Origin of the sequence: Candidatus Poriferisodalis sp. (genome assembly GCF_965262965.1) — a bacterium.
Taxonomy (GTDB): Bacteria; Actinomycetota; Acidimicrobiia; order Acidimicrobiales; family Poriferisodalaceae; genus Poriferisodalis.
In genome coordinates, this window is sequence record NZ_OZ253573.1 from 792,022 (window position 1) to 812,778 (window position 20,757).

General features: G+C 66.2%; 20 protein-coding genes. 11 read left to right on the forward strand and 9 right to left on the reverse strand.

From position 1 onward, the window contains the following. Position 1: 1 nt before the first annotated feature. Positions 2-406, reverse strand: coding sequence for a nuclear transport factor 2 family protein (locus ACQY5K_RS03680; protein ID WP_428120157.1), 405 nt, complete (start codon positions 404-406; stop codon positions 2-4). Positions 407-579: 173 nt separating this feature from the next. Here ACQY5K_RS03680 and ACQY5K_RS03685 point away from each other — a divergent pair, with 173 nt between their 5' ends. Then, positions 580-1,905: an ABC transporter ATP-binding protein gene (locus ACQY5K_RS03685; protein ID WP_428120159.1), complete on the forward strand. Its 1,326-nt coding sequence runs from the start codon at positions 580-582 to the stop codon at positions 1,903-1,905. 40 nt (positions 1,906-1,945) lie between these two features. On the opposite strand, the gene ACQY5K_RS03690 is transcribed toward ACQY5K_RS03685, so the two are convergent. After that, positions 1,946-2,851, reverse strand: a complete 906-nt coding sequence (locus tag ACQY5K_RS03690; RefSeq protein ID WP_428120161.1) for an LLM class flavin-dependent oxidoreductase — start codon at positions 2,849-2,851, stop codon at positions 1,946-1,948. A gap of 90 nt (positions 2,852-2,941) precedes the next feature. Next, entirely contained in the window at positions 2,942-3,670 is a 729-nt protein-coding gene (locus ACQY5K_RS03695) for a M48 family metallopeptidase (protein WP_428120163.1), read from the reverse strand. A gap of 161 nt (positions 3,671-3,831) precedes the next feature. On the opposite strand from ACQY5K_RS03695, the gene ACQY5K_RS03700 reads away from it, so the two are divergent. Together ACQY5K_RS03700 and vapC are read left to right on the forward strand one after the other, a co-directional pair. Further along, positions 3,832-4,026, forward strand: a complete 195-nt coding sequence (locus ACQY5K_RS03700; protein ID WP_428120165.1) for a type II toxin-antitoxin system VapB family antitoxin — start codon at positions 3,832-3,834, stop codon at positions 4,024-4,026. Further along, complete coding sequence (vapC, locus tag ACQY5K_RS03705) at positions 4,023-4,436, forward strand: type II toxin-antitoxin system VapC family toxin (protein WP_428120167.1); 414 nt, start codon at positions 4,023-4,025, stop codon at positions 4,434-4,436. Before ACQY5K_RS03700 ends, vapC begins: the two co-directional genes overlap by 4 nt. Positions 4,437-4,516: 80 nt before the next feature. On the opposite strand, the gene ACQY5K_RS03710 is transcribed toward vapC, so the two are convergent. Beyond that, entirely contained in the window at positions 4,517-6,121 is a 1,605-nt protein-coding gene (locus ACQY5K_RS03710; RefSeq protein ID WP_428120169.1) for an acyl-CoA carboxylase subunit beta, read from the reverse strand. A gap of 288 nt (positions 6,122-6,409) precedes the next feature. Between ACQY5K_RS03710 and ACQY5K_RS03715 the strand changes: the two genes are divergently transcribed. The 8 genes from ACQY5K_RS03715 to ACQY5K_RS03750 all read left to right on the forward strand — a co-directional run bounded on the left by ACQY5K_RS03715 (position 6,410) and on the right by ACQY5K_RS03750 (position 16,444). After that, positions 6,410-7,510 (forward strand): LLM class flavin-dependent oxidoreductase, encoded by a 1,101-nt coding sequence (locus ACQY5K_RS03715; protein WP_428120171.1) that lies wholly within the window; start codon positions 6,410-6,412, stop codon positions 7,508-7,510. A gap of 7 nt (positions 7,511-7,517) precedes the next feature. Continuing rightward, entirely contained in the window at positions 7,518-8,690 is a 1,173-nt protein-coding gene (locus ACQY5K_RS03720; RefSeq protein ID WP_428120173.1) for a Rieske 2Fe-2S domain-containing protein, read from the forward strand. Between the two features lie 83 nt (positions 8,691-8,773). Next, positions 8,774-9,283 carry a cupin domain-containing protein gene (locus ACQY5K_RS03725; protein WP_428122531.1) on the forward strand — a complete coding sequence of 170 codons (510 nt, stop codon included), beginning with the start codon at positions 8,774-8,776 and terminating at the stop codon, positions 9,281-9,283. Positions 9,284-9,305: 22 nt separating this feature from the next. Beyond that, the gene (locus ACQY5K_RS03730; protein WP_428120175.1) at positions 9,306-10,055 is read left to right on the forward strand and encodes a 3-oxoacyl-ACP reductase family protein; all 750 of its coding nucleotides are present in this window, start codon (positions 9,306-9,308) and stop codon (positions 10,053-10,055) included. Beyond that, positions 10,052-11,731, forward strand: coding sequence for a thiamine pyrophosphate-binding protein (locus ACQY5K_RS03735; protein WP_428120177.1), 1,680 nt, complete (start codon positions 10,052-10,054; stop codon positions 11,729-11,731). The genes ACQY5K_RS03730 and ACQY5K_RS03735 overlap by 4 nt, the downstream gene beginning before the upstream one ends. After that, a complete protein-coding gene (locus ACQY5K_RS03740) occupies positions 11,728-13,188 on the forward strand; it encodes a 2Fe-2S iron-sulfur cluster-binding protein (RefSeq protein WP_428120179.1) in 1,461 nt (486 codons plus the stop codon). Before ACQY5K_RS03735 ends, ACQY5K_RS03740 begins: the two co-directional genes overlap by 4 nt. Continuing rightward, on the forward strand, positions 13,185-15,545 hold the full coding sequence (locus tag ACQY5K_RS03745; RefSeq protein ID WP_428120181.1) for a xanthine dehydrogenase family protein molybdopterin-binding subunit: 2,361 nt from the start codon (positions 13,185-13,187) through the stop codon (positions 15,543-15,545). Before ACQY5K_RS03740 ends, ACQY5K_RS03745 begins: the two co-directional genes overlap by 4 nt. Continuing rightward, the gene (locus tag ACQY5K_RS03750; protein WP_428120183.1) at positions 15,542-16,444 is read left to right on the forward strand and encodes a VOC family protein; all 903 of its coding nucleotides are present in this window, start codon (positions 15,542-15,544) and stop codon (positions 16,442-16,444) included. The genes ACQY5K_RS03745 and ACQY5K_RS03750 overlap by 4 nt, the downstream gene beginning before the upstream one ends. A 22-nt stretch (positions 16,445-16,466) precedes the next feature. On the opposite strand, the gene ACQY5K_RS03755 is transcribed toward ACQY5K_RS03750, so the two are convergent. The 5 genes from ACQY5K_RS03755 to ACQY5K_RS03775 form a co-directional block, all read right to left on the reverse strand. Then, a complete protein-coding gene (locus ACQY5K_RS03755) occupies positions 16,467-17,498 on the reverse strand; it encodes a CobW family GTP-binding protein (RefSeq protein ID WP_428120185.1) in 1,032 nt (343 codons plus the stop codon). 69 nt (positions 17,499-17,567) lie between these two features. Continuing rightward, positions 17,568-17,759, reverse strand: a complete 192-nt coding sequence (locus ACQY5K_RS03760; RefSeq protein WP_428120187.1) for a hypothetical protein — start codon at positions 17,757-17,759, stop codon at positions 17,568-17,570. A gap of 39 nt (positions 17,760-17,798) precedes the next feature. After that, positions 17,799-18,047 (reverse strand): hypothetical protein, encoded by a 249-nt coding sequence (locus tag ACQY5K_RS03765; protein WP_428120189.1) that lies wholly within the window; start codon positions 18,045-18,047, stop codon positions 17,799-17,801. A gap of 151 nt (positions 18,048-18,198) precedes the next feature. Continuing rightward, positions 18,199-18,942 carry an SDR family NAD(P)-dependent oxidoreductase gene (locus ACQY5K_RS03770; RefSeq protein WP_428120191.1) on the reverse strand — a complete coding sequence of 248 codons (744 nt, stop codon included), beginning with the start codon at positions 18,940-18,942 and terminating at the stop codon, positions 18,199-18,201. A 107-nt stretch (positions 18,943-19,049) separates the two neighbouring features. Beyond that, positions 19,050-20,711 (reverse strand): amidohydrolase, encoded by a 1,662-nt coding sequence (locus ACQY5K_RS03775; RefSeq protein WP_428120193.1) that lies wholly within the window; start codon positions 20,709-20,711, stop codon positions 19,050-19,052. Between the last annotated feature and the right edge of the window lie 46 nt (positions 20,712-20,757).

Here is a 20,757-nt window from a genome sequence, read left to right on the forward strand (position 1 = left end):
TTCAGGCGTCAGAGACGACAATCCGCTGAGCGAACAGCCACTGCCCGTCAACCTTGTGGACGATGTCGTCGTAGTGCCCCACCAGCAGGAGCCTTCCGCCGTCAGGCAGGGGCTTGACCATCTGGAGATGGCTGAACACGGTGGCCTCCCCACCATCGCCGTCGGCCACGACATTGGTCACCCAGTGCTGCGCAGAGGCGAACTCGGCGTACTGCTCCTCGATTGAGTACGCGGCGGCAAAGGCCCGCAGCTCGTCACGCCCATTGAACGTCCCGACGATCCCGATGAACTCGCCGTCGGGAGTGAACGTGTTGGCGTAGCCATCGGCGTCGCCGGTGTCGATGGCCTTGTTGTAACGAGAGATCAAGTCACGGATCTCGACACGGTCGTCATTTGTCAAGGCCACAGCGCTCCCCCAGTGCTCTTCAAGCGTGTTGGCGTCAACCTACTTCGACGCGGGCGGCGCCGGCATCGGTACTCAACCTCGTTAGCCATGCTTACCGTCGCGCGACAGGGTTCACCACTACTGAGCATTCACCCATCTGGATACAACCTGAAGCGCCTGCTTATACTGCTGCGGTGCGCACCGTCCGGGCATTTCGGTCGAAGCGGAGCCGACGATCAGCCATTCCGGCGGCATCGGCTGGACCTCGTCATCGCGGTCACGAGCGCCACTGGCCGGCTGCACGCTCCATCACGCTCGACGGCGTCTCACATGCGTACAGCCAAGCTCAGGTGCCGCGCCCGGCTGATGGTGCTCCGCCAGCCGGCGACGGTTATTCGGTGTGCAACCTGTCCTTGCACGTCGAGCCTGGCGAGTCGGTTGCCTTGCTCGGGCCGAGCGGTTGCGGCAAGACCACCCTGCTTCGTCTGATCGCCGGTCTCGAGCGTCCCCTCGCGGGAACCATCCAACTCGGCGACAGGTTTGTCGCAGGCCCGTCTGGGCGGGGCGGCATCTGGATCGCACCAGAATCCCGCCGCGTCGGAATGGTGTTCCAGGACTGGGCGCTGTTTCCCCATCTCACCGTGGGCCGCAATGTCGGCTATGGGCTCGAGCGGGCCAAGCGGACGCCACGTCGCATCGCTGAGGCTCTCGACCTAGTGGGCTTGGCCGGCTTTGAAGACCGGATACCCTCGACGCTCTCGGGAGGCCAGCAGCAGCGTGTCGCCCTGGCACGGGCCTTGGCACCTCGTCCCGGCGTGCTCCTGCTGGACGAGCCGTTTTCGAATCTCGACTCGTCTCTGCGTGAGGAAGTCCGCAGCGAGGTACGTCGCCTGCTGCTCGAGTTGGGGATCACGGCGGTGTTCGTCACTCACGACCAGGATGAGGCGTTCGTCGTCGGCGATCGCGTCGGTGTGTTGCGCGAGGGCCGTCTTGCCCAAATGGACGCGCCCGACGGTCTCTACCGCCGACCGAACGACCCGTTCGTGGCCGACTTCGTCGGAACAGCATCGTGGCTGCGTTGCATCGCCTCGGGCGGAGTTGCCCACACCGCGCTCGGGCGTCTGCCAATCAGCCCTGCGACGCCGTCGGGCGGACACGAGCTAAGCGATGACACCACGAGCGCCGGTCCGGTTGACGTCATGCTGCGACCCGAGCAGCTCCGGCTGGCCACCGGCACCACGGCCGAAGTGGAACTCGTGGAGTTCTACGGCCACGACTCGATGGTTGTGGCAAACCTCGATGGCACGCATCTTCGAGTTCGCTGCGGGCCCGATCCCGACGTGAGCCGCGGCGACTCCGTCGCAGTCGAGTTCATCGGCACAGACGTCGTGGCATTCACTCCGCACGGACGAACAGCACACGGCGCCTACACCGACACCTTGGCGCGGGCCGAGCAACTCTCGCCCGCAACACCAGATTGGCCGCCGACCCCTGCCGAGCTGGAGCTCCTGGCCGACTGACGCTGCGCTCGGATCGCTCAACCCGTGCGACTCGAACTGCTCAGATAGCGCCGCTACGCAGCGGAGCAATGACCTGCTCAGCGAAGCGATGTGCCGGCTCGGCGCTGTCAGGGTTGCCGAAGTCAAGCACGAAGTGCCCGATGCCGACCTCGGCGAGCGTTGCAAGGAACTCGGCGTACTCGGCTGACTCGCTGTCGGTGGTGGGCAGTACCCGCTCGACGGTGGTGGACATCTCCAGTCCCGTGGGGTCTCGCCCCACACGCTCGAGCTCGTCCAGAACGATCCCGCATTTGCGGCGCAGCGATTCCAGATCGCGCCGCCACGGCGTGTTCCAGATGTCGGCATGCCGGGCTGCCACCTTGAGCCCGATCTGCTCGCCCGAAGCTCCGACGCAGATCGGCGGCGGAACACCAGGAAGTGGCGGCGCCGCCGCTCCGTCTATGCGGTAGTGCTTGCCCTCGAAGCTCGGGTCGTCTTGTGTCCACATGAGCCGGCAGATCGTGATGACCTCTGCGAGTTGCTCGAAACGCACCTTCGGTGACGGGAATTCGTAGCCGTATGCGGTGTATTCGTCGCCGCGCCAGCCGGCCCCGATGCCCAGGATGAAGCGATTGCCGGACAGGTACTGCAGCGTCGCTGCCATTTTCGCCGTCAGCGCAGGTGGGCGGTACCCGTGCCCGAGTACGTGGTGGCACAGATCCACTCCGTCGAGACGCGCGGCGCACCAGGTGATGGTCGTCCAGGCCTCAAGAAACGGATCGGTCTTGGCGTCGAACCCGTAGAAGTGGTCAGCGATCCACAGCGAGTCGAAATGCCCGATGACTTCAGGCAGCAGCGCCTCGACCTGGTCGGCAACGATCGGCCGATAGTCGCTCCACCGGTTCCCGATGCACGGCGACAGCCACCCGAATCTCAGTGCGCTTGAAGCGCCCGCAGCATCGTTCACCGCGTCACGCTAATGCCCTGGTCAGCGAGGTTTGCGCTCGTGATCGTCGAATTCGACTTCTCTTCGACTGATCGCCAAAGCAGGCCGCTGTCACAGCGGCAGTGTTCCTGTGACGGCCCGCAGCGCCGATTTGCGTTTGGCGACATCGGGAAGCACTGACTTCACCAGTGCCCAGAAATCGGGCCCATGGTTGAGCTCGGTGAGGTGGGCCAACTCGTGCACGATGACGTAGTCGAGCAACCTCGGCTCGAGCATCACGAGCCTCCAATTGAACCTGATGGGCCCGTTGGCGGAACAGCTCCCCCATCGTTTGCGCTGATCCCCGAGGTGCACTTCAGGTTTGGCGCCGTTCCCCATCACCGGCCACCATCGATCGACGCCAATCGAGACATGTTCGCTAGCACGCAGCCAGTACCACTCGACGATGGCGCTGCGGATCTGGAGTGCCGAATCGTCAGGATCCATCTTCAGCGGCAACATCACCTGCAGTGCCCACGGTCTGAATCTCACGTCAACGTCGGCGATGTCGTCACTGTATGCAGACAAGCTCAGGCTGCGTCCGAGATATGGCAGCGAGTCAGGCAGCGGGGGCGTAGGGCGCTCGGCGGGCACGGTCGCCATGCGATCCAGAATCCAGCGCGCCTTGCTTCGCACGAAGGCCGCCACATCTTCAGGACGTGTTGCTGCCGGGACCGCAACACGCACGCCGTCCGGGCCTGTGGTGATCTCCAAAGTCTTGTGCCGACGCGTGCTGCGCCTGATTTCGTAGTCGATAACGGCATCGCCGAATCGAATCCAGTCACGTTCAGTTCTATCCACCCCGCGATTGTGCCCTCAGGTGGGAACAGAATTCACCTCAATTTCTGAGGTTTCTCAACTCGCTCTGCAATGTGTACATTTGTACGAAATATACACATCGAGCACGTCGCGTACATCGACAAGCAAGCATGCACCGACAACCGGGCCTCAGGAGGGCGGCGATGCGCACCAACATTGAGATCGACGACGAACTGATGGCTGAGGCCATGAAATGGGGCAGTTTTCGCACCAAGCGTGCAGCTGTGGAGGAAGGACTTCGCCTGCTGGTTCAAACGAGGACGCAGGGCCGCATCCGCAGTCTGCGAGGCAAGCTCCCGTGGGAGGGATCGCTCGACGAGATGCGCACTGACCGATGATTGTCGTCGATTCATCGGTGTGGATCGACTTCTTCAACGGCATCGACACTCGCCAGACCGATCTGCTGGACGAGCTGCTGGGAGTGCAGCCGATTCTCATCGGTGACCTGACTCTCGCCGAGGTGCTGCAAGGGTTGCGAAGCGACGCTCACCTGCGCAGCGCCCAAGCGACGATGGACACGCTGTTCTACGAGCCGATGGTGGGACGGCATATCGCCATGGCCAGCGCTCTCAACTATCGGAAGCTACGCGCCGAGGGCATCACCCCCCGCAAAACCATCGACATGTTGATCGCGACCTTCTGCATGGAAAACGGGCACCAGCTGCTCCACGCAGATCGTGACTTCGAACCTATGTCTGTACACCTCGGACTGACCGAGCTCTCGCGGTCGGTTACTGCCACGACATAGTCAGCGCTGCGGTGCTGCGCGGCTCAACCCAAGTGAGCACTGGGGATTCTTAGGGTTTCAGCGCGCCCGACCAGGCGCATTCAGGGGCGGACGGCACGCTTGTGGGGGCGTCGCGCCAATTCCTCCAGAACGGGCTGAGCGAGCTTGACGAACGTGCACGCCAGCCTGCGGGTCTCGCGGGGGTCGATGAGATCGACGACATCGCCACCCATGGCGGCCTTGAACGGCGACCGCAGGCGCAGCAGGCGCTCCTCGATCATCTCCCGGTGCGCTTCTGGGTCGGGCGCGGCTTCGATCTCACGCCGGTACGCCGCTGCGACGCCGCCCTCGATGGGAATGCCGCCCCACTCCCCCGCCGGCCAGCCGAAACGCAGGTTCAGCCCATGGGGCAACCCGATGCTGTTGGGCGCATCTGCTGCGACGCCGTAGGACTTGCGGACGTTGAACTCCACCTTGGGCACGTTGGCTTCCGCCGAAGCAATCAACGCACGCACACCACGGCGCATCGTGGCCTTGCGCTCGGCTACGGAGCCCAGCATGAAACCAGGCATGTCCAGAAAGATCACCATCGGCAGGTTGAACGCGTCGCACAGGTCGATGAAGTGCGCGTACTTATCGGCCCCGTCGCCGTCCATGGCACCCGCGAGGCGCATCGGGTCGTTGCCGACGACGCCGACGGAGTAGCCGTCGAGCCGGGCAAACCCGGTGATGATCGCACCGGCATAGTGCTGACGCATCTCGAAGAACTCGCCGTTGTCGACGACGTGTCGGATGAGTGCTCGGGCGTCGTAGCCCGCCCGACGGTTCGTCGGGATGATGTTGAGCAGTTCTTCGGGGCGGCGATCGGGGGGATCGCCGGTGTCCACCCGCGGTGCCACGACAGACACGGTGTTCGGCAAGTACGAGAGGAACTGCTTGATCTGGTTGAAGGCGTCCTCTTCGTCTTCGGCGACGTTGTCGACTTGGCCGCTCTCGTAGACGTGCATGCGATAGCCGCCGAGTTCCTCCTTGGAGAGCGTCTCCCCGATGGCGCGCTGCACCACCGGCGGGCCGGACGGGAAGATCTGCGACTGGCCTTTCACCATCACGGTGAAGTGAGACATCAACGCGGCTGCAGCAGGCCAGCCCGCTACCGAGCCCATAATCCCCGACGCCACCGGGACCTTGGTCATCATCTCCACTGACTGCCACCACATGTCGCCCGAGGGCAAGGCCATCTGGCCCGATTCCTCGTCGGATTTGGAGCTGTGGCCCACGCCTTCGCGCAGCTGCACATACGGGATGCCGTACTGGATCGCCAATGGCTGAGCGAACTGGTGCGGGATCTTGTGCACATTGTGCGGGCTGCCTCCCGAGAGCGTGAAGTCGTCGCCCCCGATGGCCACCGGACGACCGTCGAGCTCAGCGAGACCCATGACGTAACCGCCCGGGGTGAACCCGATGATGTTGCCCTCGTCGTCGTACTCCGGACCGCCCATGAGCCCGCCCATCTCGACGAACGAATCCGGATCGGCCATCTTGGCGATGCGCTCGCGCACCGTGTATCGGCCGCCGTGGTGCTGGCGTTCGATTCGCTCGGGACCGCCCATCTCTGCGACCAGTTCCTTGAGGTACGCGATCTCGTCAAGCGCGTCCTCCCAGGTCATCCCCGGCTTCCACGTCTCCCGATCCGGATCAATTGGCATCTCGGCGCTCCGATCTCCCCAACGAGACGTCGTCCCGCAAACTTCGGCCGCGCAATCCGCAGACGCGGTCGCTCAGCATCACTACGAATGTATGGGGCGACGCTCGATAGTGCCGATGGCATGGGAGCAGGCGGCCCGACTGAGAGGTGCCCCGGGGCACGCTCGAACGGTGAACAAGCCACGCCCGGCGACCGCTCAGGTCGCCACACCCGCCGGCTGTCTGCCGCACTAAGTTTCGGCTGTTAGATGCTGCGGCTCGTGGCGTCGCCGGGACGACAGGGGTAGATCATGGAATTGGGACTGTTCACGATGCCGAGCCATCCGCCCGAGCGCGATCTGCGAGAGGGCTGGGAATGGGATCTGCAGGTCATCGAATGGGCTGACGAGTTCGGTTTCGGCGAGGCCTGGATCGGCGAGCATCACGCCGCGAAATGGGAGCCCCACCCCGCGCCGGACTTGCTGACGATCGAGGCGCTGCGTCGCACCAAGAACATCCGGATCGGTCCCGGCGGCTTCCTGCTGCCCTACTACCACCCCGCGGAGCTGGCGAATCGCATCTCCCTGCTCGACCATCTCTCCGAAGGCCGTCTCAACTTCGGTGTCGCGGCCAGCGGCCTGCCCAGCGACTGGGAGATGTTCGGTGTTGACGGCATGGCCGGCGAGAACCGCGAAATGACCCAGGAAGCCGTTGAGTTCATCCTGAACATGTGGAGCCAGGAACCCGGCTGGACACACGAGGGAAAACACTGGAAGGGCTCGGTACCCCATGGCATGCCCGACATGGAGCTCGTGCATCACCTGCGGCCGCTGCAGCAGCCGCACCCGCCGATCGGTGTCGCCGGACTGAACTCGCCATCGCCGACGCTCGAGATGGCCGGGGAAAAGGGCTGGATCCCGATGAGCCTGAATCTCAACCCGCAGTACGTCAGCGGGCATTGGGACTCCTACGAAGCCGGCGCTCGTCGTGCTGGACGCGAGGCCAGCCGCAGCGAGTGGCGCATGGTGCGTGAAGTGTTCGTGGCCCCCACCGACGAGGAAGCCTGGGAGCTGTCCTACGGCGGGATGATGGGCCGGATGATGACCGACTACTTCATCCCGCTGCTCGGCGCGTTCGACTTTCACAAGTTCCTCATCGACGAGCGCAACCCGCCCGTCGGCGGCGAAGTGACCGTCGAGTACTGCGCCCGCAACAACTGGTTCATCGGCTCCCCCGAGACGGTCGCTGCAGACATCGAGAAGGTGTACGCCGACGTGGGCGGTTTCGGCCACCTGCTTCTGTTCTGCTTCGACTACGCAGAAACGCCTGAGACGGCACAAGCGTGGAGGCGGTCGATGGATCTGCTGGCCAATGACGTCATGCCGCGGGTGGCGCACCTCGCCGGGGACTGAGACGCCGGTGCCCGCCCGACCGACGTTGGAGCAGACCGCTCGGGCGTTGACCGGGCGCGCACGGGCTGGCGTCTCGCAGTACACCGGCATCGGGACCCGGCGAATCGCGCGGCGACCACCGGCCTGGCTGCCGTCGCCCGAGTTGCCGAAGGGCGACCCGAGGCTCGGGCTGCGAGACCGCTGGTACCTGCTCGGCACCTCGAACCTGGTGTCCGACGAACCCGTGGCGACTCGCCTGCTCGGCGAAGACTTGGTGCTCTGGCGCGACGGCAGCGACGCGCCACGCCTCATGGGCGATCTGTGCCCCCATCGAGGAGCCCGGCTGTCGATCGGCGATGTCGTGGATGGGGAGCTGCGATGCAGCTACCACCACTGGCGCTTCGACGGCGACGGGCAGTGCATCTCGGTGCCGTCCCAGGGAGGTGCGTGCTCGCTGGCCGAACGGACGCGGGTCAGCGTGAGCTACCCAGTCGTTGAGCAGGCCGGCTACCTGTGGGCCTGGATCGGCGAAGCCGAGGCTGCTCCGCTCGACCTTCCGACGGAGTTCAGCGACAGCCGCTACTCGACATTTCCCGAGACCGTGGAATGGGGCGCGAACTGGCTGCTCGCGCTCGAGAATCTCGTGGATCTCATGCATGCGCCGTTCCTGCACGCACGCTCGATCACGCTGAACGATGGGATCACCGACGACCGCGTCGTTGTCGACGATCACGAGGACGGCTTCGAAATTCGCCGGCGCGACCAGGCGGGCACCAACTTCGACTGGATCGATATCCACACGGGTGCACTTGCCTACGTTCGTCTCGATATCCCGCTGCCGCCCAGTGCCGGGCCCGGTCCCCCGCTGCGGATCCTGGGATTCCTGACGCCACGCGACAACGCTGCAACGCTCGTGCACTTCCCGCGTTTTCGGGAGGTGGCGGGCCGGGAGCGCCGCATCTGGCGGGCGCTGTACCGGCTGCGCCTGCGCGGCACCCATCTCCACGTGCTCAACCAGGACAAGGAGATGCTCGAGAGCCTGCGCACCGTTGAGGAGGCTCGGCGTGACGAGCATCTCGCCCAAGCCGACCGGCCCGTGGTCCACTTGCGCCGGGCGCTCGAACCAGACTTCGAGGCACAACGGGCACGGTTTGGGCTGGCACCCGAGTCGATTCAGGCGCCCGTAGCGCTCGCCGACTGACGCCGACCCGCACCTAGCCGCCAACCGTTGACGACCCCAGGACACGAACGATGAGCCAGACCGCCGCCGACCCGATCAAAGCAATGGATACGTCACCCCAGGAATCACGACACCTCATGGCGCGCATCGACTCCATGTGCGCTATGCGCGACACCCGGCGGGAGGATTGGGACACGCTGGCGTTCCAAACCAAGGCGGGACCACAGTACCGGCGCGCCCAGATCCGCTATATCGGCTCGGGCGGCACCGGCAATCATGAGGGCGACGAGCAAGCCCTGGCCGCCGAGCACTTCACGTTCTCCAACATGCTGCTGCCACCGGGCGCCGAGGGTCCCGAGCACACTCACCATGACGTGGAGGAGGCGTTCTTTGTGCTCGAAGGCGAGCTCGAAGTCACGATCTATGACGAAGACAACTCCGCCAGCCGGCTGCTCGGCTATCGCGACCTGATCAAGATCCCCGCCGGCACCGCCCGGTCGCTGCGCAACGTCGGTGACACCGACGCGCTGTTCGTGGTGATGCTCGGGGCGTCGAGGCCGCAGTTGCCCACCTACCCCCCGCATTCCCCCATGGCGGGGATCACGCGGGACTGAGCCACCCACTCGATCCTCGATCATGAGCCTGCGCGGTCGCCGTGTCGTCGTCACCGGTGCCGGGCGCGGGCTCGGCGAAGCAATGGCACACGCGATCGCTTCGCAAGGCGGGTCGGTCATCGTGGCCGAGCTGTTTCCCGAACGAGGCGAACGTGTCGTCAGCGAGATCCGGACCAGCGGCGGCGCCGCCGAGTTCGTCCCGACCGATGTGAGCGATGAAGACTCAGTCGCCGATCTGGCCGAGCGTCTCGGCTCCGGGGGGGCCCTCTGGGGCGTCGTGAACAATGCCGGACTGGCCGACGCCGTGGGCGGAAAGACGTTCTGGGATATCACGCCCGTCGAATGGGATCGCATTCAGGCCACCAATGCTCGCGGACCGTGGCTGGTGAGTCGGGCGCTGGTTCCGCAGCTGCTGGCTGCGGGCGAAGGCCGGATCGTCAACATCGCCTCGGATGCTGCGCTGTACGGCTCGCCGCGCCTCTCGCACTACATCGCTTCGAAAGGCTCGCTCATTGCTCTCACGCGGGCGATGGCCCGCGAGCTGGGCGACCACGGCATCACCGTCAACGCCGTTGCGCCCGGTCTCGTCGAGGGGCCCTCGTCTAAGCAGATCCCCGCCGAGCGGCACGCTCTGTACGCAGAGAATCGAGCGATCAGCCGGCCGCAGCAGCCCGGTGATGTGACAGGCACTGTGACATTCCTGCTCTCGGATGCTGCTGCCTACATCACCGGGCAGACGATCGTCGTCGACGGCGGATTCGTGATGCCATGAGCGCAGCCCAGCCAAGAAACGGCGGCAACTTGCTCGTCGAGGTGCTGAAATCGCTCGGCATCGATGTTGCCTTCGGTGTGGTGAGCGTCCACAATCTCCCGCTGGTCGACGCGCTGGCGCATCGCTTGCGGTGGGTTCCCACGCGCACCGAAGCAGCCGCGGTGAACGCGGCCGACGGCTACGCCCGGGTCCGACGCACGCCCGGGTGCGCGGTGACTTCGACGGGTACCGGCGCAGCGAATGCAGCCGGCGCGCTGGTGGAGGCGCTCACGGCTGGTTCGCCCGTGCTGCACGTCACCGGTCAGATTCCCAGCGAGCATCTCGGCGCCGGCCGTGGGGTCATTCACGAGACCCGTGACCAGTTGGGGATGCTGCGGTCCTGCTCGGTATGGGCGGCGACCGTCGGGCCCGATGCCGCGGACGACTTCGCCCGAGCCGCCGGGCGACTGGCCCAGCACCCGCGTGGCCCCGTCAGCTTGGAATGGCCGATCGACCTGCAATACGGCGAGCCAGCACCGTCACACAATGGCGCTGAGGCCGCCGCCACGAAGCCGAATTCGGCCAACATCGAGGGTGCGCCTGAGCCCGACGAGGCAACGCTGGATCGGGTCGCCGAGCTCATTGCCGCAGCGGAGCGCCCCTTGGTGTGGGCAGGAGGGGGCGCCATCGATTGCAGCGGCCCGATTGACGAGCTCTTGCGCTGCACAGGTGCCGGCCTGTTCACCTCCAACGCGGGCCGTGGCGTCGTGCCCGAGACCGACGACCGCGTCATCGGCAATTTCGCAGCGTCTGCAACAGGAGCCGAGCTGCTTGCCCACGCCGACCTGCTCATCTCGGTCGGCACGCACTTCCGCTCGAACGAGACCCGCAGCTACCGACTCGCGGTGCCCCCTGCCCACATTCAGATCGACATCGACCCAGCAGCAATCGGGCGCGTCTACCTCGCAGAGGTCGGGATCGTGGGCGACGCATGCACAGTGATCGCCTCGCTCGTGGACCGGCTTGCCGGCCGTCCGGGTGCTTGCCAGCCCCAGTGGCGAGGAAGCATTACTGCCGCACGCGAACAGTGCAGGGCCCAGCTGCGGCGCGACATCGGGCCGTACGCGTCAATCTGCGACATCATGGCGAACGTGCTCGGCGACCGGTCACCCCGCGTGCGCGATATCACCATCCCGAACAGTTCGTGGGGCAATCGTCTGCTGCCCGTGATCGACTCCTCCACGAATGTGGTTCCCCGAGGAGGCGGCATTGGACAGGCCGTCGGGATGTCGATCGGCGCAGCCGTTGCCCGTGCAGATGAGCCGACCATGGTGGTGGTGGGCGACGGGGGTCTCGTCTCCCAACTCGGCGAACTGGCCACGCTGGCCCAAGAAGACCTGTCCGTCACCATCGTGGCCTTCGATGACGGCGGCTACGGGGTGCTGCGCAACACGCAAGACCGGCACCTCGGTCGCCGCTCCGGCGTGGATCTGTTCACCCCGGACCTGGCTGCGGCAGCGGCAGCGTTCGATTTCGGCTACTTCGATGTATCGACGCCCGAGGAATTCGCCAGCGCGTTCGAAACCACGACCGCAGCAGGATGCCCGCAGATGATCCGGGTGGACTGCGAGGCGCTCGGACCCATGCCGGTGCCGTTCGTTCCCCCGGTCGAGATGCCACCGACGACTCCGACATGAAGGCCGACGCTGATCCCGCTGCAAACGCGGCTCCGGCTGGACTGATCTCCCGGAGCCATCTGGGCATCGAGCCGTTCTCGTTGAACCGACCTGCCTCGCTGGCAGAGGCCGCTTCGATGATCGCTGCGGGCGCGTGGGCGCATGCCGGCGGGATCGACGTTGCACAGCGGCTCCGTTCTGGCGAGGTGGCCCCAAGCCTCGTCCCGTTGTGCAGGCCCGGGCGTGGATCCGCCGACGGGCTGGCGTTGCTCGATGAGATCTCGCTGGGGGACGGTGTGCTGTTCATCGGTGCGGCCGTCACCCACGCCCGGATCGAGAGCGATCGACTTGTGTGGACTCACCGACCGGACCTCGCTGATGCATGGCGGACTATCGGCAACGTGCGCATCCGGTCCACCGGCACGCTGGGGGGCAACCTCATGGCGTTCGACGCTGGCTACGACGCCGCACCGATCCTGGCCGCCGCCGGCGCGGTGCTGGTCTTCGTCGAGCCCGATGGCTCCGAGCGTCGCTGCACCGTGGCGGACCGGCCACGCGACCGCCTGCTCGTCGGTTGTGAGGTGCCGCTCGCCGGCCGTGTCGTCTATGACCGATCGTTGAAGCCGGTTGCCTCTGTGGCTGTCGGCGACAACCACATTGCAATCGGCTGCGCCTATCCCGATGTCGAGGTGTTCCCGAATGGCGCTGCGGATGCCGACGCTGTACGCGCTGGACTCGGCGAACTAGCCGATCCGACCGATGACGTCTTCGCTTCGACCGCCTACCGACGCCGTGTCATCGAAGTCCTTGTCGGCCGATGTCTGCAGCGCCATGCCACAGGTGGGGCTGATCAGGGTGGCTACGGAGACGACGATCCGCCTCGGCCTGGTGCACCGCACAGCGACGCCCTAGCGGCATCCGGCCAGCCTGCGGACTCCCCGTCGGACGGCTCAGTGGACATCGAGCTGCGGCTCAATGGGCTACCGCTCAGCGTCACTGTGCCGGCGTCGGAGATGCTGGTGGACACCATCAAGTCACGCGCCGGCTTGGGGGGCACTCGCGTCGGCTGTGACCAGGCCGTCTGCGGTGCCTGCACTGTGCTCGCCGACAGCTATCCCATCGCGTCGTGCTCCACATTCGCCTGGCAGACCGTCGGTCGTGACGTGCTCACGATCGAATCGGGCCGCTCGGCAGCGGCCGGCGACGTCGTGACTGGTCCTGCCGCTGCACTGCCGGCGGTCCAGCGAGCATTCGCCGAGCTGAGCGCTTTCCAGTGCGGCTACTGCACGCCCGGCCTGATCCTCACCGCGAGCGCCCTGCTGGCGCGCCATCCCGACCCTGACCGCACGACCATCTGCGACTGGCTCGATTCGAACGTCTGCCGCTGCACTGGCTACTTGATGATCATCGAGGCAGTCGAAGCTGCCGCTGCTGCGCTGCGCTCCGCGCCCGATTCTGCGCAGGACGAGACGCAATGACGCGCTCGGACGCTGCGGCGAAGGTTTCCGGCACTGCTCCGTACGCGGTCGACGTCGCGATCACCGGGATGCTGCACGCCAAGGTGCTGCGCTCGCCCCACCCGCACGCGCTCGTCACCCGCATCGACACGGTCGAGGCCGAGCAGACCCCGGGCGTTCGGGCCATCCTGACACGGCGCGATCTGCTCGACACCGAGCTTCGTGAGCGCTGGGCCGGCGGCGACGTGCAGCATCGACCCGCAGATCGACCGCTCGTGGCGTCGCACAGCTACGGCTACTTCGTGAAGGACCAGCCGATCCTGGCACTCGATCGAGTGCGTTACGTCGGAGACTCCGTAGTCGCGATCGCCGCGGACACCGAGCTGGCAGCGGCGCGCGCCCTGTCGCGTGTGAAGGTCCACTACAAGCTGTTACCCCCTGTGGCCGACTTCGACGCAGCACTCGCCGACAACGCACCTGAGATATTCCCCGAAGCGCCGCTGGCTATGACTCCCGTCTACGGGCAAGGCGCCAGCGGCGGTACCCGGCCCAGGCCCAATGTCTGCTACCGGTTCGCCTACGAGACCGGCGACCCTGCGGCCTTCGATTGTTGCGACCACGTCTTCGTTGACGAGTTCGGCTTCGACGGCCGCCAGCAGCACCTGCATCTCGAACCGTTCGTCGCAGTGGCCCGATGGGCGGGCGGCACATCTGACGACAGCCGCCTCGAGCTCTGGTCGAGCTGCCAGAACCCGTTCCCGGTCCGCAAGGAGATGGCACGCCTGCTGGGCATCGGCGAGCACCGGGTGCGCATGCAGGTCAGCTATCTCGGAGGCGGCTTCGGCGCCAAGAACGGCTGCAAGACCGAGCCGATAGCGGCGCTGCTCGCACGCAAGGCCGGAGCGCCGGTTCGGTACTGCCTCACGATGGACGAGGGCTTCTTGACCATGCGCCAGCACAACGCACGTCTGAGGTTGCGCACCGGCGTGATGTCCGACGGCACCCTGGTAGCCCGCGAGGCCGAGGTGCTGCTCGACGCGGGTGCCTATGCCGATGCGAGTCCCCTGGTTGCAGAGAAGGCGGGCTACCGGGTCGCCGGGCCGTACCGATGGCAGCACATCCGCACGGTCACCGATGCGGTGCTCACGAACACCACTCCCGCGGGCCCGTTCCGGGGCTTCGGCGGCCCCCAGGCCAACTTCGCCTGCGAGAGCCAGATCGACATGATCGCCGAACGGCTGGGAATTGACCCCGTCGAGCTTCGCCGCCGCAACCTGATCGGATTGGGCGAGGCCTACGTGCCGGGCGAATCGGCCATGGACTCCGACCTCGCTGAGGGACTCGAGCTCGTGGCCGACCGCATCGGCATGGACCAGGCGCGCCCTGCGGGCCGAGGCCGAGGCGTGGCAGTGGGCTTCAAGGATTCGGGCGGGGTCAACAAGCCGGCACAAGCCCGTATCAAGGTGGCCACCAGCGGCGATGCGTGGGTGCAATGCGGCACCGTCGAGATGGGCCAGGGCGCCCAGACAGCGTTGCGTGAGGTCGCGGCTCGTGTGCTCGACGTGCCCCGATCACGGGTCCATTGGTCTGACCTCGACACCGACCACACCCCGTTCGACCAAGGCACGAATGCCTCCTCGTCCATCTCGGTGATGGGTCAGGCCGTGCAGAAAGCCGCCGAGGCCGCTCGTCTGCGCATCCTGCAATTCTCAGCTACAGCGCTGGAGGTACCGGTGGAGCGCACCGATTTCACCGACGGCATGGTGCTGGTCTCACCCCAGGACGGCGCCGGCGAACCGGACCGCCGCCCGCTTGCCCCACTGGTCATGAGCACCTACGGCGGGACCGGATACGAGTTCACCGGCGAGGGCTTCTTCAAGGCTCCCAGCGACAGCCGGGCCCCGCTCGAATCACCATGCGTGTCGTGGGAGTACGGCTGGGGGGCTGCGGAAGTCTCCGTCGACGCCGACACCGGAGTGGTCACCGTGCACCGCTTGGTGGTGTCCGGCGATGCGGGGACTGTGCTGCACGACGGAGCCTGCCGTGGCCAGGACGAGGGTGCCGCGATCATGGGGCTTGGCGGTGCTCTGTTCGAGACCATGCGCTTCGATGGCCCTGTGCTTGCCAACGGGAGGCTTGTCGACTACCGCGTGCCCCGATCCAGCGATCTGCCGGCGGAGTTCGTCTCGATCACCCAGGAACAGGGGCACGGACCGGGACCGTTCGGGTCGAAAGGCCTCGGTGAAGGAGCGATGCTGCCCGTGGCATCGGCCATCGCGAATGCCATTGCCGATGCGACCGGTGTGCGCGTGACCTCGATGCCGCTGACCGGTGAGACCTTTCTTGCCGCGCTCGATGCCGCCCGGGACACCAAGTGAGCGTCAGCTCTGGCCAGCCTGCATGGGCGGTCACTCACTTGCGGCACATCGCAGTGCGATGCAGCGCATTCGACGAGTGCGTCGACTACTACGCCGGGCCGTGGGGGCTGCAGCGGCTAGGAGATTCTGATGCTCACAACGCAGTGCTGCGCGCCACAGGCGCCGAACACCATGTGCTGGAGCTGCATCGAGCCGATCGCAACGGCATTGACCACATCAGCTTCGGACTCGCCGACAACCGGGCCGTCGACGCAGCAGCCTCCGTGCTGGCGGGCCGCGGCGTAACCCTGCTCAGCGAGCCTGCGGCGCTGGACCGACCAGGTGAGGGCTACGGCTTTCGCATTGCCGACCCTGAAGGCCGGGTCGTCGAGTTGGCCGCGTGCCTCGAGGCCGTGTCGGCACTGCCGGCCGATGCGACCCCCACCAAGATCGCTCACGTCGTGCTCAACACCGCCGACATCGAGGCGCTCTGCCAATGGTGGTGCGAGCTGCTGGGTTTCCGAGTGAGCGACTGGAGCGAACGCCAGATGGTGTTCCTGCGCTGCAACGCCGACCATCACTCCATTGCGTTCAACCGAGCCGAGTGGGCGTCCCTGAACCACGTCGCGTACGAGGTCTCTTCGCTCGACGCGTACATGACGTCGCTCGGCCGGCTCACCCGGGCGGGACACACCGTCGGCTGGGGTCCCGGCCGGCACGGGCCAGGCAACAACGCGTTCGGCTACTTCGTGGACCCCGCGGGCACTGTGCCCGAGGTCACCGCCGAGGTGCAACAGGTCGACGAGGCCACTTGGGTGCCGCGGGCTTGGCCACGTACACCGGAGCTGTCCGATCGCTGGGGCACAGCCGGACCCCCATCGGCCAAAATGCGGCAACAGATGGCCGGAACCCCCGAATAGCCGAGCTGGCTGAACGGGCCGGCTAGCTGAGGTTTCGCAGGGAAGCGGCCGCTCGGTCGACAACTTCGGGGGACTCGCCGATCAGCACGATCACCGGGAGGAGCGGGCCATTCGCAGACTCGATGCGCCAGCTTCGCCCCACCGCCTGAACTTCGTGGCAGCTACCGTCGGGAGTGCTGAACCACCCCTTCGCCCGCACCAGTATCTCGGGCGGAGATTCAAACCAGCGAGAGACATTCGTCATCTCCCATGGTCCCGCCGGGTTGACAACGGCAGTCGCAACCTCAAACGGATGCTCACCCGCATCGGCACGAAACGTCGCTCCTCGCAGTGCAGCGCCGAGCAGCACGCGGGGATCGATACGCCCGTGAACCGAGGGAACGACCATCCGACCCGGCGCCAATTCGCCGATCCGGCGCGTCAGGGACTGAACCATTTCGTCGTCCACCTGATCGACCTTCGAGAGCACCACCAAGTGCGACACGTCGATCTGGCGTCGCACGGCGGGTGCGAGCCGGGGGTCGTCCAGTTGGAATGCAAGCTGCTGCGCATCCACAACAGCCACAACCCCGTCGAGCACGCAACCGACTGCCGATTCGGTTGCCGCTGCCAGCGTGGCGGGATCGGCAATCCCGCTGGCCTCCACCACGATGGCGTCGCTGGTTCCCGCGCTGGCGAGGCCTTCCAAGGTCTCGGCGAGGTCGTCCACCAAGGCACAGCACGCACAGCCATTGGTGAGTTCGACCCGATCGGGCGTTCGTGACGCGACTGGCAGGCCGTCAATTGCCATCGCATCGATGTTCACGGGCCCGATGTCGTTCACGACCGCAGCGATTCGCAGGCCAGCGGGCTCGGCCAGCAGCCGCCACAGCACCGTGGTCTTGCCACTGCCGAGAAAACCCGTCAACACCGTGACCCCGACGACCTGTTCACCGGCATCCTCGGTCGGCCGACCGGCCGCGACGATCTGCCCGATAGCGGCCTGCCAGGAAACATCGAGCTGTCCTACGTCAGCTTGCGTCGCGCCGGTCCCCGCAGGACTGCTCATGCCCATGATGGCGATTATCCCTTGCCGCCGCAGCTCACGAACCCGGTGCCGGCTGCATTTCGAGAGCGGAGGGCCTCAATACACCCGGGGCACGATGCGCCACGGCACCCTTTCCCGGTATTGCTCCCACAGCTGGCCGTACTTTGCCGCGCAGCGCCGATCATCGGAGCGCTCCCGCGGGACGAGCAGCGCTACGTAGTACAGCGGGTACAGCCACGGACCAACTACCTGGGGCAAGCCGAGGGCAAGCGAGAGGCCGGTCGCCATCAGAATCTCGCCGAGGTAATTGATGTGACGCGAGAGGCCTCAGAAACCGTTCGCCAACAGATGGCGATCACCGTCGAACAGCTGCGGGTTGACCCGGCGTCCGAGATAGAGCTCGCCAAGCAGACCGTCTCCCCCTGAAGGCGCACTCAGTACCACCGTGCCGGATGCCAGCAAGCCCAGTGTCAATGCACCCGCAGCGCCCTCCCAGCGGTGCCGCCAGAGCCAATCCCACGACATGACGCCTCCGGCGCAGACGGCGATCCAGATCCCCAGCGTGACCACGAGCACCGCCAGGCCGTTGAGTCGATAGCGCAGTTGCTCGCCGCTGTGTGCATCGCGCGCACATACCCCGCCACGCGGCGTGCCGGCAGGACCAGGTGCAGCACCCCGACAACCGCAAACACGGCCCAGGGCGCAAAGAACCCCGCCACGAGGTTGGTCACGTCAGATGTCTCGTGCTCCTGCCGATGAGCCGGACCGCCGTCCGCCGGGCAAGAAGGCGCCCCATGAGCACAGCGGTCATCCGGTTGAGGTGGCCCGGCACCAGCCGCGGTCCCCGGCCGAGCCCGTCGAGTGTTCGGCGTGCAGCCTCATCGGGAGCCAGCATGCCGGGCACGTCGCGGCCGAACGATCTCATATATCCCGGGGTGCGCATCGCGCCGGCACAGCAGGCGACAATGTCGATACCGTGCGACCGCAGTTCGTACCAGAGCCCCTCAGCGAGAATGAGGTTGAACGCCTTGCTGGCCGCATAGACGGAAATATGAGGCGTCCCTTGCAGGCCCGAGAGCGATGACATCAGCACCACAGCGCCCTTGCCCCTGCTGCCCATGGACGGCACCAAGGCCCGCAGGGCAAGCAGCGGCCCACGCACATTGACGTCCACCGCCTGTTCGATTTCCACGTCGGAGGCTTCCAGGAACGGGCCCGCCGGTGTGAACGCCGCGTTGTAGACGACGATCCCGAGGTCCAGCCCAGCCACAGCGTCCGCGAGCGCTGCGGTGAACTCGGGATCGGCCAGATCCAGGACCACGCATCGGACTTCGATCTCGTACTCGGAGGTGAGCCGTTCTGAGAGTTCGGCCAACAACTGAGCGCGGCGCGCCACCAGCACCAGACTCATGCCCCGTTCAGCGAGCTGGACGGCAAACGCGGCGCCGAGCCCTTCCGAGGCGCCGGCCACGACGGCCCACTTCCCGTAAACGTCCGGCAAGGAACGGGCCCGTCGAGGTGATCTTCAAAGGATGGACACTCGACCTCCAGCAATCAGGATTCGCCGCCCGAATCAATTCACGAAGCGGGCTCGCCTCCCAGCACTGTGTCGTACACGGCAATGTCTCGCAGCGCCATCGGATCGACCTCGTAGGGATCGTCGTCGAGCACGGTGAAATCGGCGAGCTTGCCCGCCTCGATCGAGCCCAACCAGTCGTCACGAGCCAGCACATGAGCTGCGTCGATCGTGATCGCACGCAGCGCGCGGTCTACCGAGATCCTCTCCCCCGGCGCCATGACGGTCTCGCCGTCGGCGCCGACGCGATTCACGGCGCACCAGGCAGCTAGCAGCGGCGACAGCGGAGTGACCACCAGGTTGAAATCGCTGTGCAGTGCAAAGGTTGCGCCGGCGCGCTCCAGCGAGCCCAACCGGGCTGTGGCTTCGCTGCGATCGGGGCCGAATCCGTGATCGGAGTGGAGCTGCGCGCGGAAGTGCACGAAGTAGACGTTCACGCTGGCGAGCCCGCCCAGTGCCGCCAGGCGTTTCGCCTGCGCCGGCGTCGAGATGCAGTAGTGCTCGATTGTGAAACGGTGGTCGAAGCGCGGGTGCTCGGCCTGCAGCGCGGCGAGCGTGTCCAGCGTCATGTCGACCGTACGGTCGCCGTTGGCGTGGGAGTGGATCTGCACGCCCGCCTGCCAGAACGGCCGCATCCGCTCGACCATGTCCTCCCACGGCACCTCGCCGGTGTAGGCGGTGTCTTCGTCGAGGTAGCCGGGTGCATTCATCACCAGTGTCATCGACGGGTACGAGCCGTCGTTCACGTACTTCACACCGTGGGTGTTGAGCCGATCGTCGCCCTCGGCTCGCTTCGAGGCGAGGAAATCGAGCATGTCGCTGCCATAGGTGCGCACCAGCTTCGGCTCGAAGGGGATCATGTAGATGCGCAGCGGGAACGTGCCCTCGGCGATGGCCGCTGCATGGTCGTCCCACTCGGGCTCGAAACCGTCCGCCATGCCCCACAGCAGGTCCGCTGTCGTCGTAATGCCGGCTGCTTGGGCAACCGCACCCATGCGATCGATGGCCGCACGGCCAGTTCCCGGTCCGTAGACCGAGGCGGCCACCGGGCGTGTGGCCCGAGCTGTCGCCTCGGTCTCCACGAACCAGCCGTTCAGCCGGCCGTCGGGATAGCGGCCCAGACCGTGGCCGATCGAGTCGTCGTCGACGCCGATCAATTCGAGCATCGGAGAGTTTGCATAGACGATGTGCGGCGCATACGCGCAGATCCACATCGGCACGGTGTCGCTGATCTCGTCGAGCATGTCGCGGTCCAGGTGGCCGTCCTGGCTGGCGGGGTCGTAACCCCAGGCGGTCAGCGGCTCGCCGGGATCGGCGTGCTCGGCCGTCAGCACCCGCAGCTGGTGCAGCACCGAGTCTCGGCTCGGCAGCCCTTTGCGCAACCCGGTCGGCGAGGCCGAGTCGATCGGTCCGACGTAGTGCAGCCCCATGTAGGTGCCGCTGAGCCGCAAGTGGGTGTGCGGGTCGATGAAGCCCGGAAGGATCACTTTGCCGGCGTAGCGGTCGTCGACATCGAAGGGGTAGCGCCGCAGCCACGGCTGCATCGATTCCATCGAGCCGACCGACACGATGCGCCCGTCTGCGACGGCAACTGCACTGCCATGGGGCCGGCCCGGGTCCATGGTGTGGATGCGGGTCGCCGGGTACACCGTGATGCGTTCCATTGGCCTCCCCTGTGTGCTGGCGCGACCCTAGATGAGCATTTCGGCG

What these genes read in the sequence shown, in the direction of transcription:
- ACQY5K_RS03700 (WP_428120165.1), top strand. Translation starts at nt 3,832, where the DNA reads ATGCGCACCAACATTGAGATCGACGACGAACTGATGGCTGAGGCCATG.
- vapC (WP_428120167.1), top strand. Translation starts at nt 4,023, where the DNA reads ATGATTGTCGTCGATTCATCGGTGTGGATCGACTTCTTCAACGGCATC.
- ACQY5K_RS03710 (WP_428120169.1), bottom strand. Translation starts at nt 6,121, where the DNA reads ATGCCAATTGATCCGGATCGGGAGACGTGGAAGCCGGGGATGACCTGG.
- ACQY5K_RS03715 (WP_428120171.1), top strand. Translation starts at nt 6,410, where the DNA reads ATGGAATTGGGACTGTTCACGATGCCGAGCCATCCGCCCGAGCGCGAT.
- ACQY5K_RS03725 (WP_428122531.1), top strand. Translation starts at nt 8,774, where the DNA reads ATGGATACGTCACCCCAGGAATCACGACACCTCATGGCGCGCATCGAC.
- ACQY5K_RS03730 (WP_428120175.1), top strand. Translation starts at nt 9,306, where the DNA reads ATGAGCCTGCGCGGTCGCCGTGTCGTCGTCACCGGTGCCGGGCGCGGG.
- ACQY5K_RS03735 (WP_428120177.1), top strand. Translation starts at nt 10,052, where the DNA reads ATGAGCGCAGCCCAGCCAAGAAACGGCGGCAACTTGCTCGTCGAGGTG.
- ACQY5K_RS03740 (WP_428120179.1), top strand. Translation starts at nt 11,728, where the DNA reads ATGAAGGCCGACGCTGATCCCGCTGCAAACGCGGCTCCGGCTGGACTG.
- ACQY5K_RS03745 (WP_428120181.1), top strand. Translation starts at nt 13,185, where the DNA reads ATGACGCGCTCGGACGCTGCGGCGAAGGTTTCCGGCACTGCTCCGTAC.
- ACQY5K_RS03755 (WP_428120185.1), bottom strand. Translation starts at nt 17,498, where the DNA reads ATGGGCATGAGCAGTCCTGCGGGGACCGGCGCGACGCAAGCTGACGTA.
- ACQY5K_RS03760 (WP_428120187.1), bottom strand. Translation starts at nt 17,759, where the DNA reads ATGGCGACCGGCCTCTCGCTTGCCCTCGGCTTGCCCCAGGTAGTTGGT.
- ACQY5K_RS03775 (WP_428120193.1), bottom strand. Translation starts at nt 20,711, where the DNA reads ATGGAACGCATCACGGTGTACCCGGCGACCCGCATCCACACCATGGAC.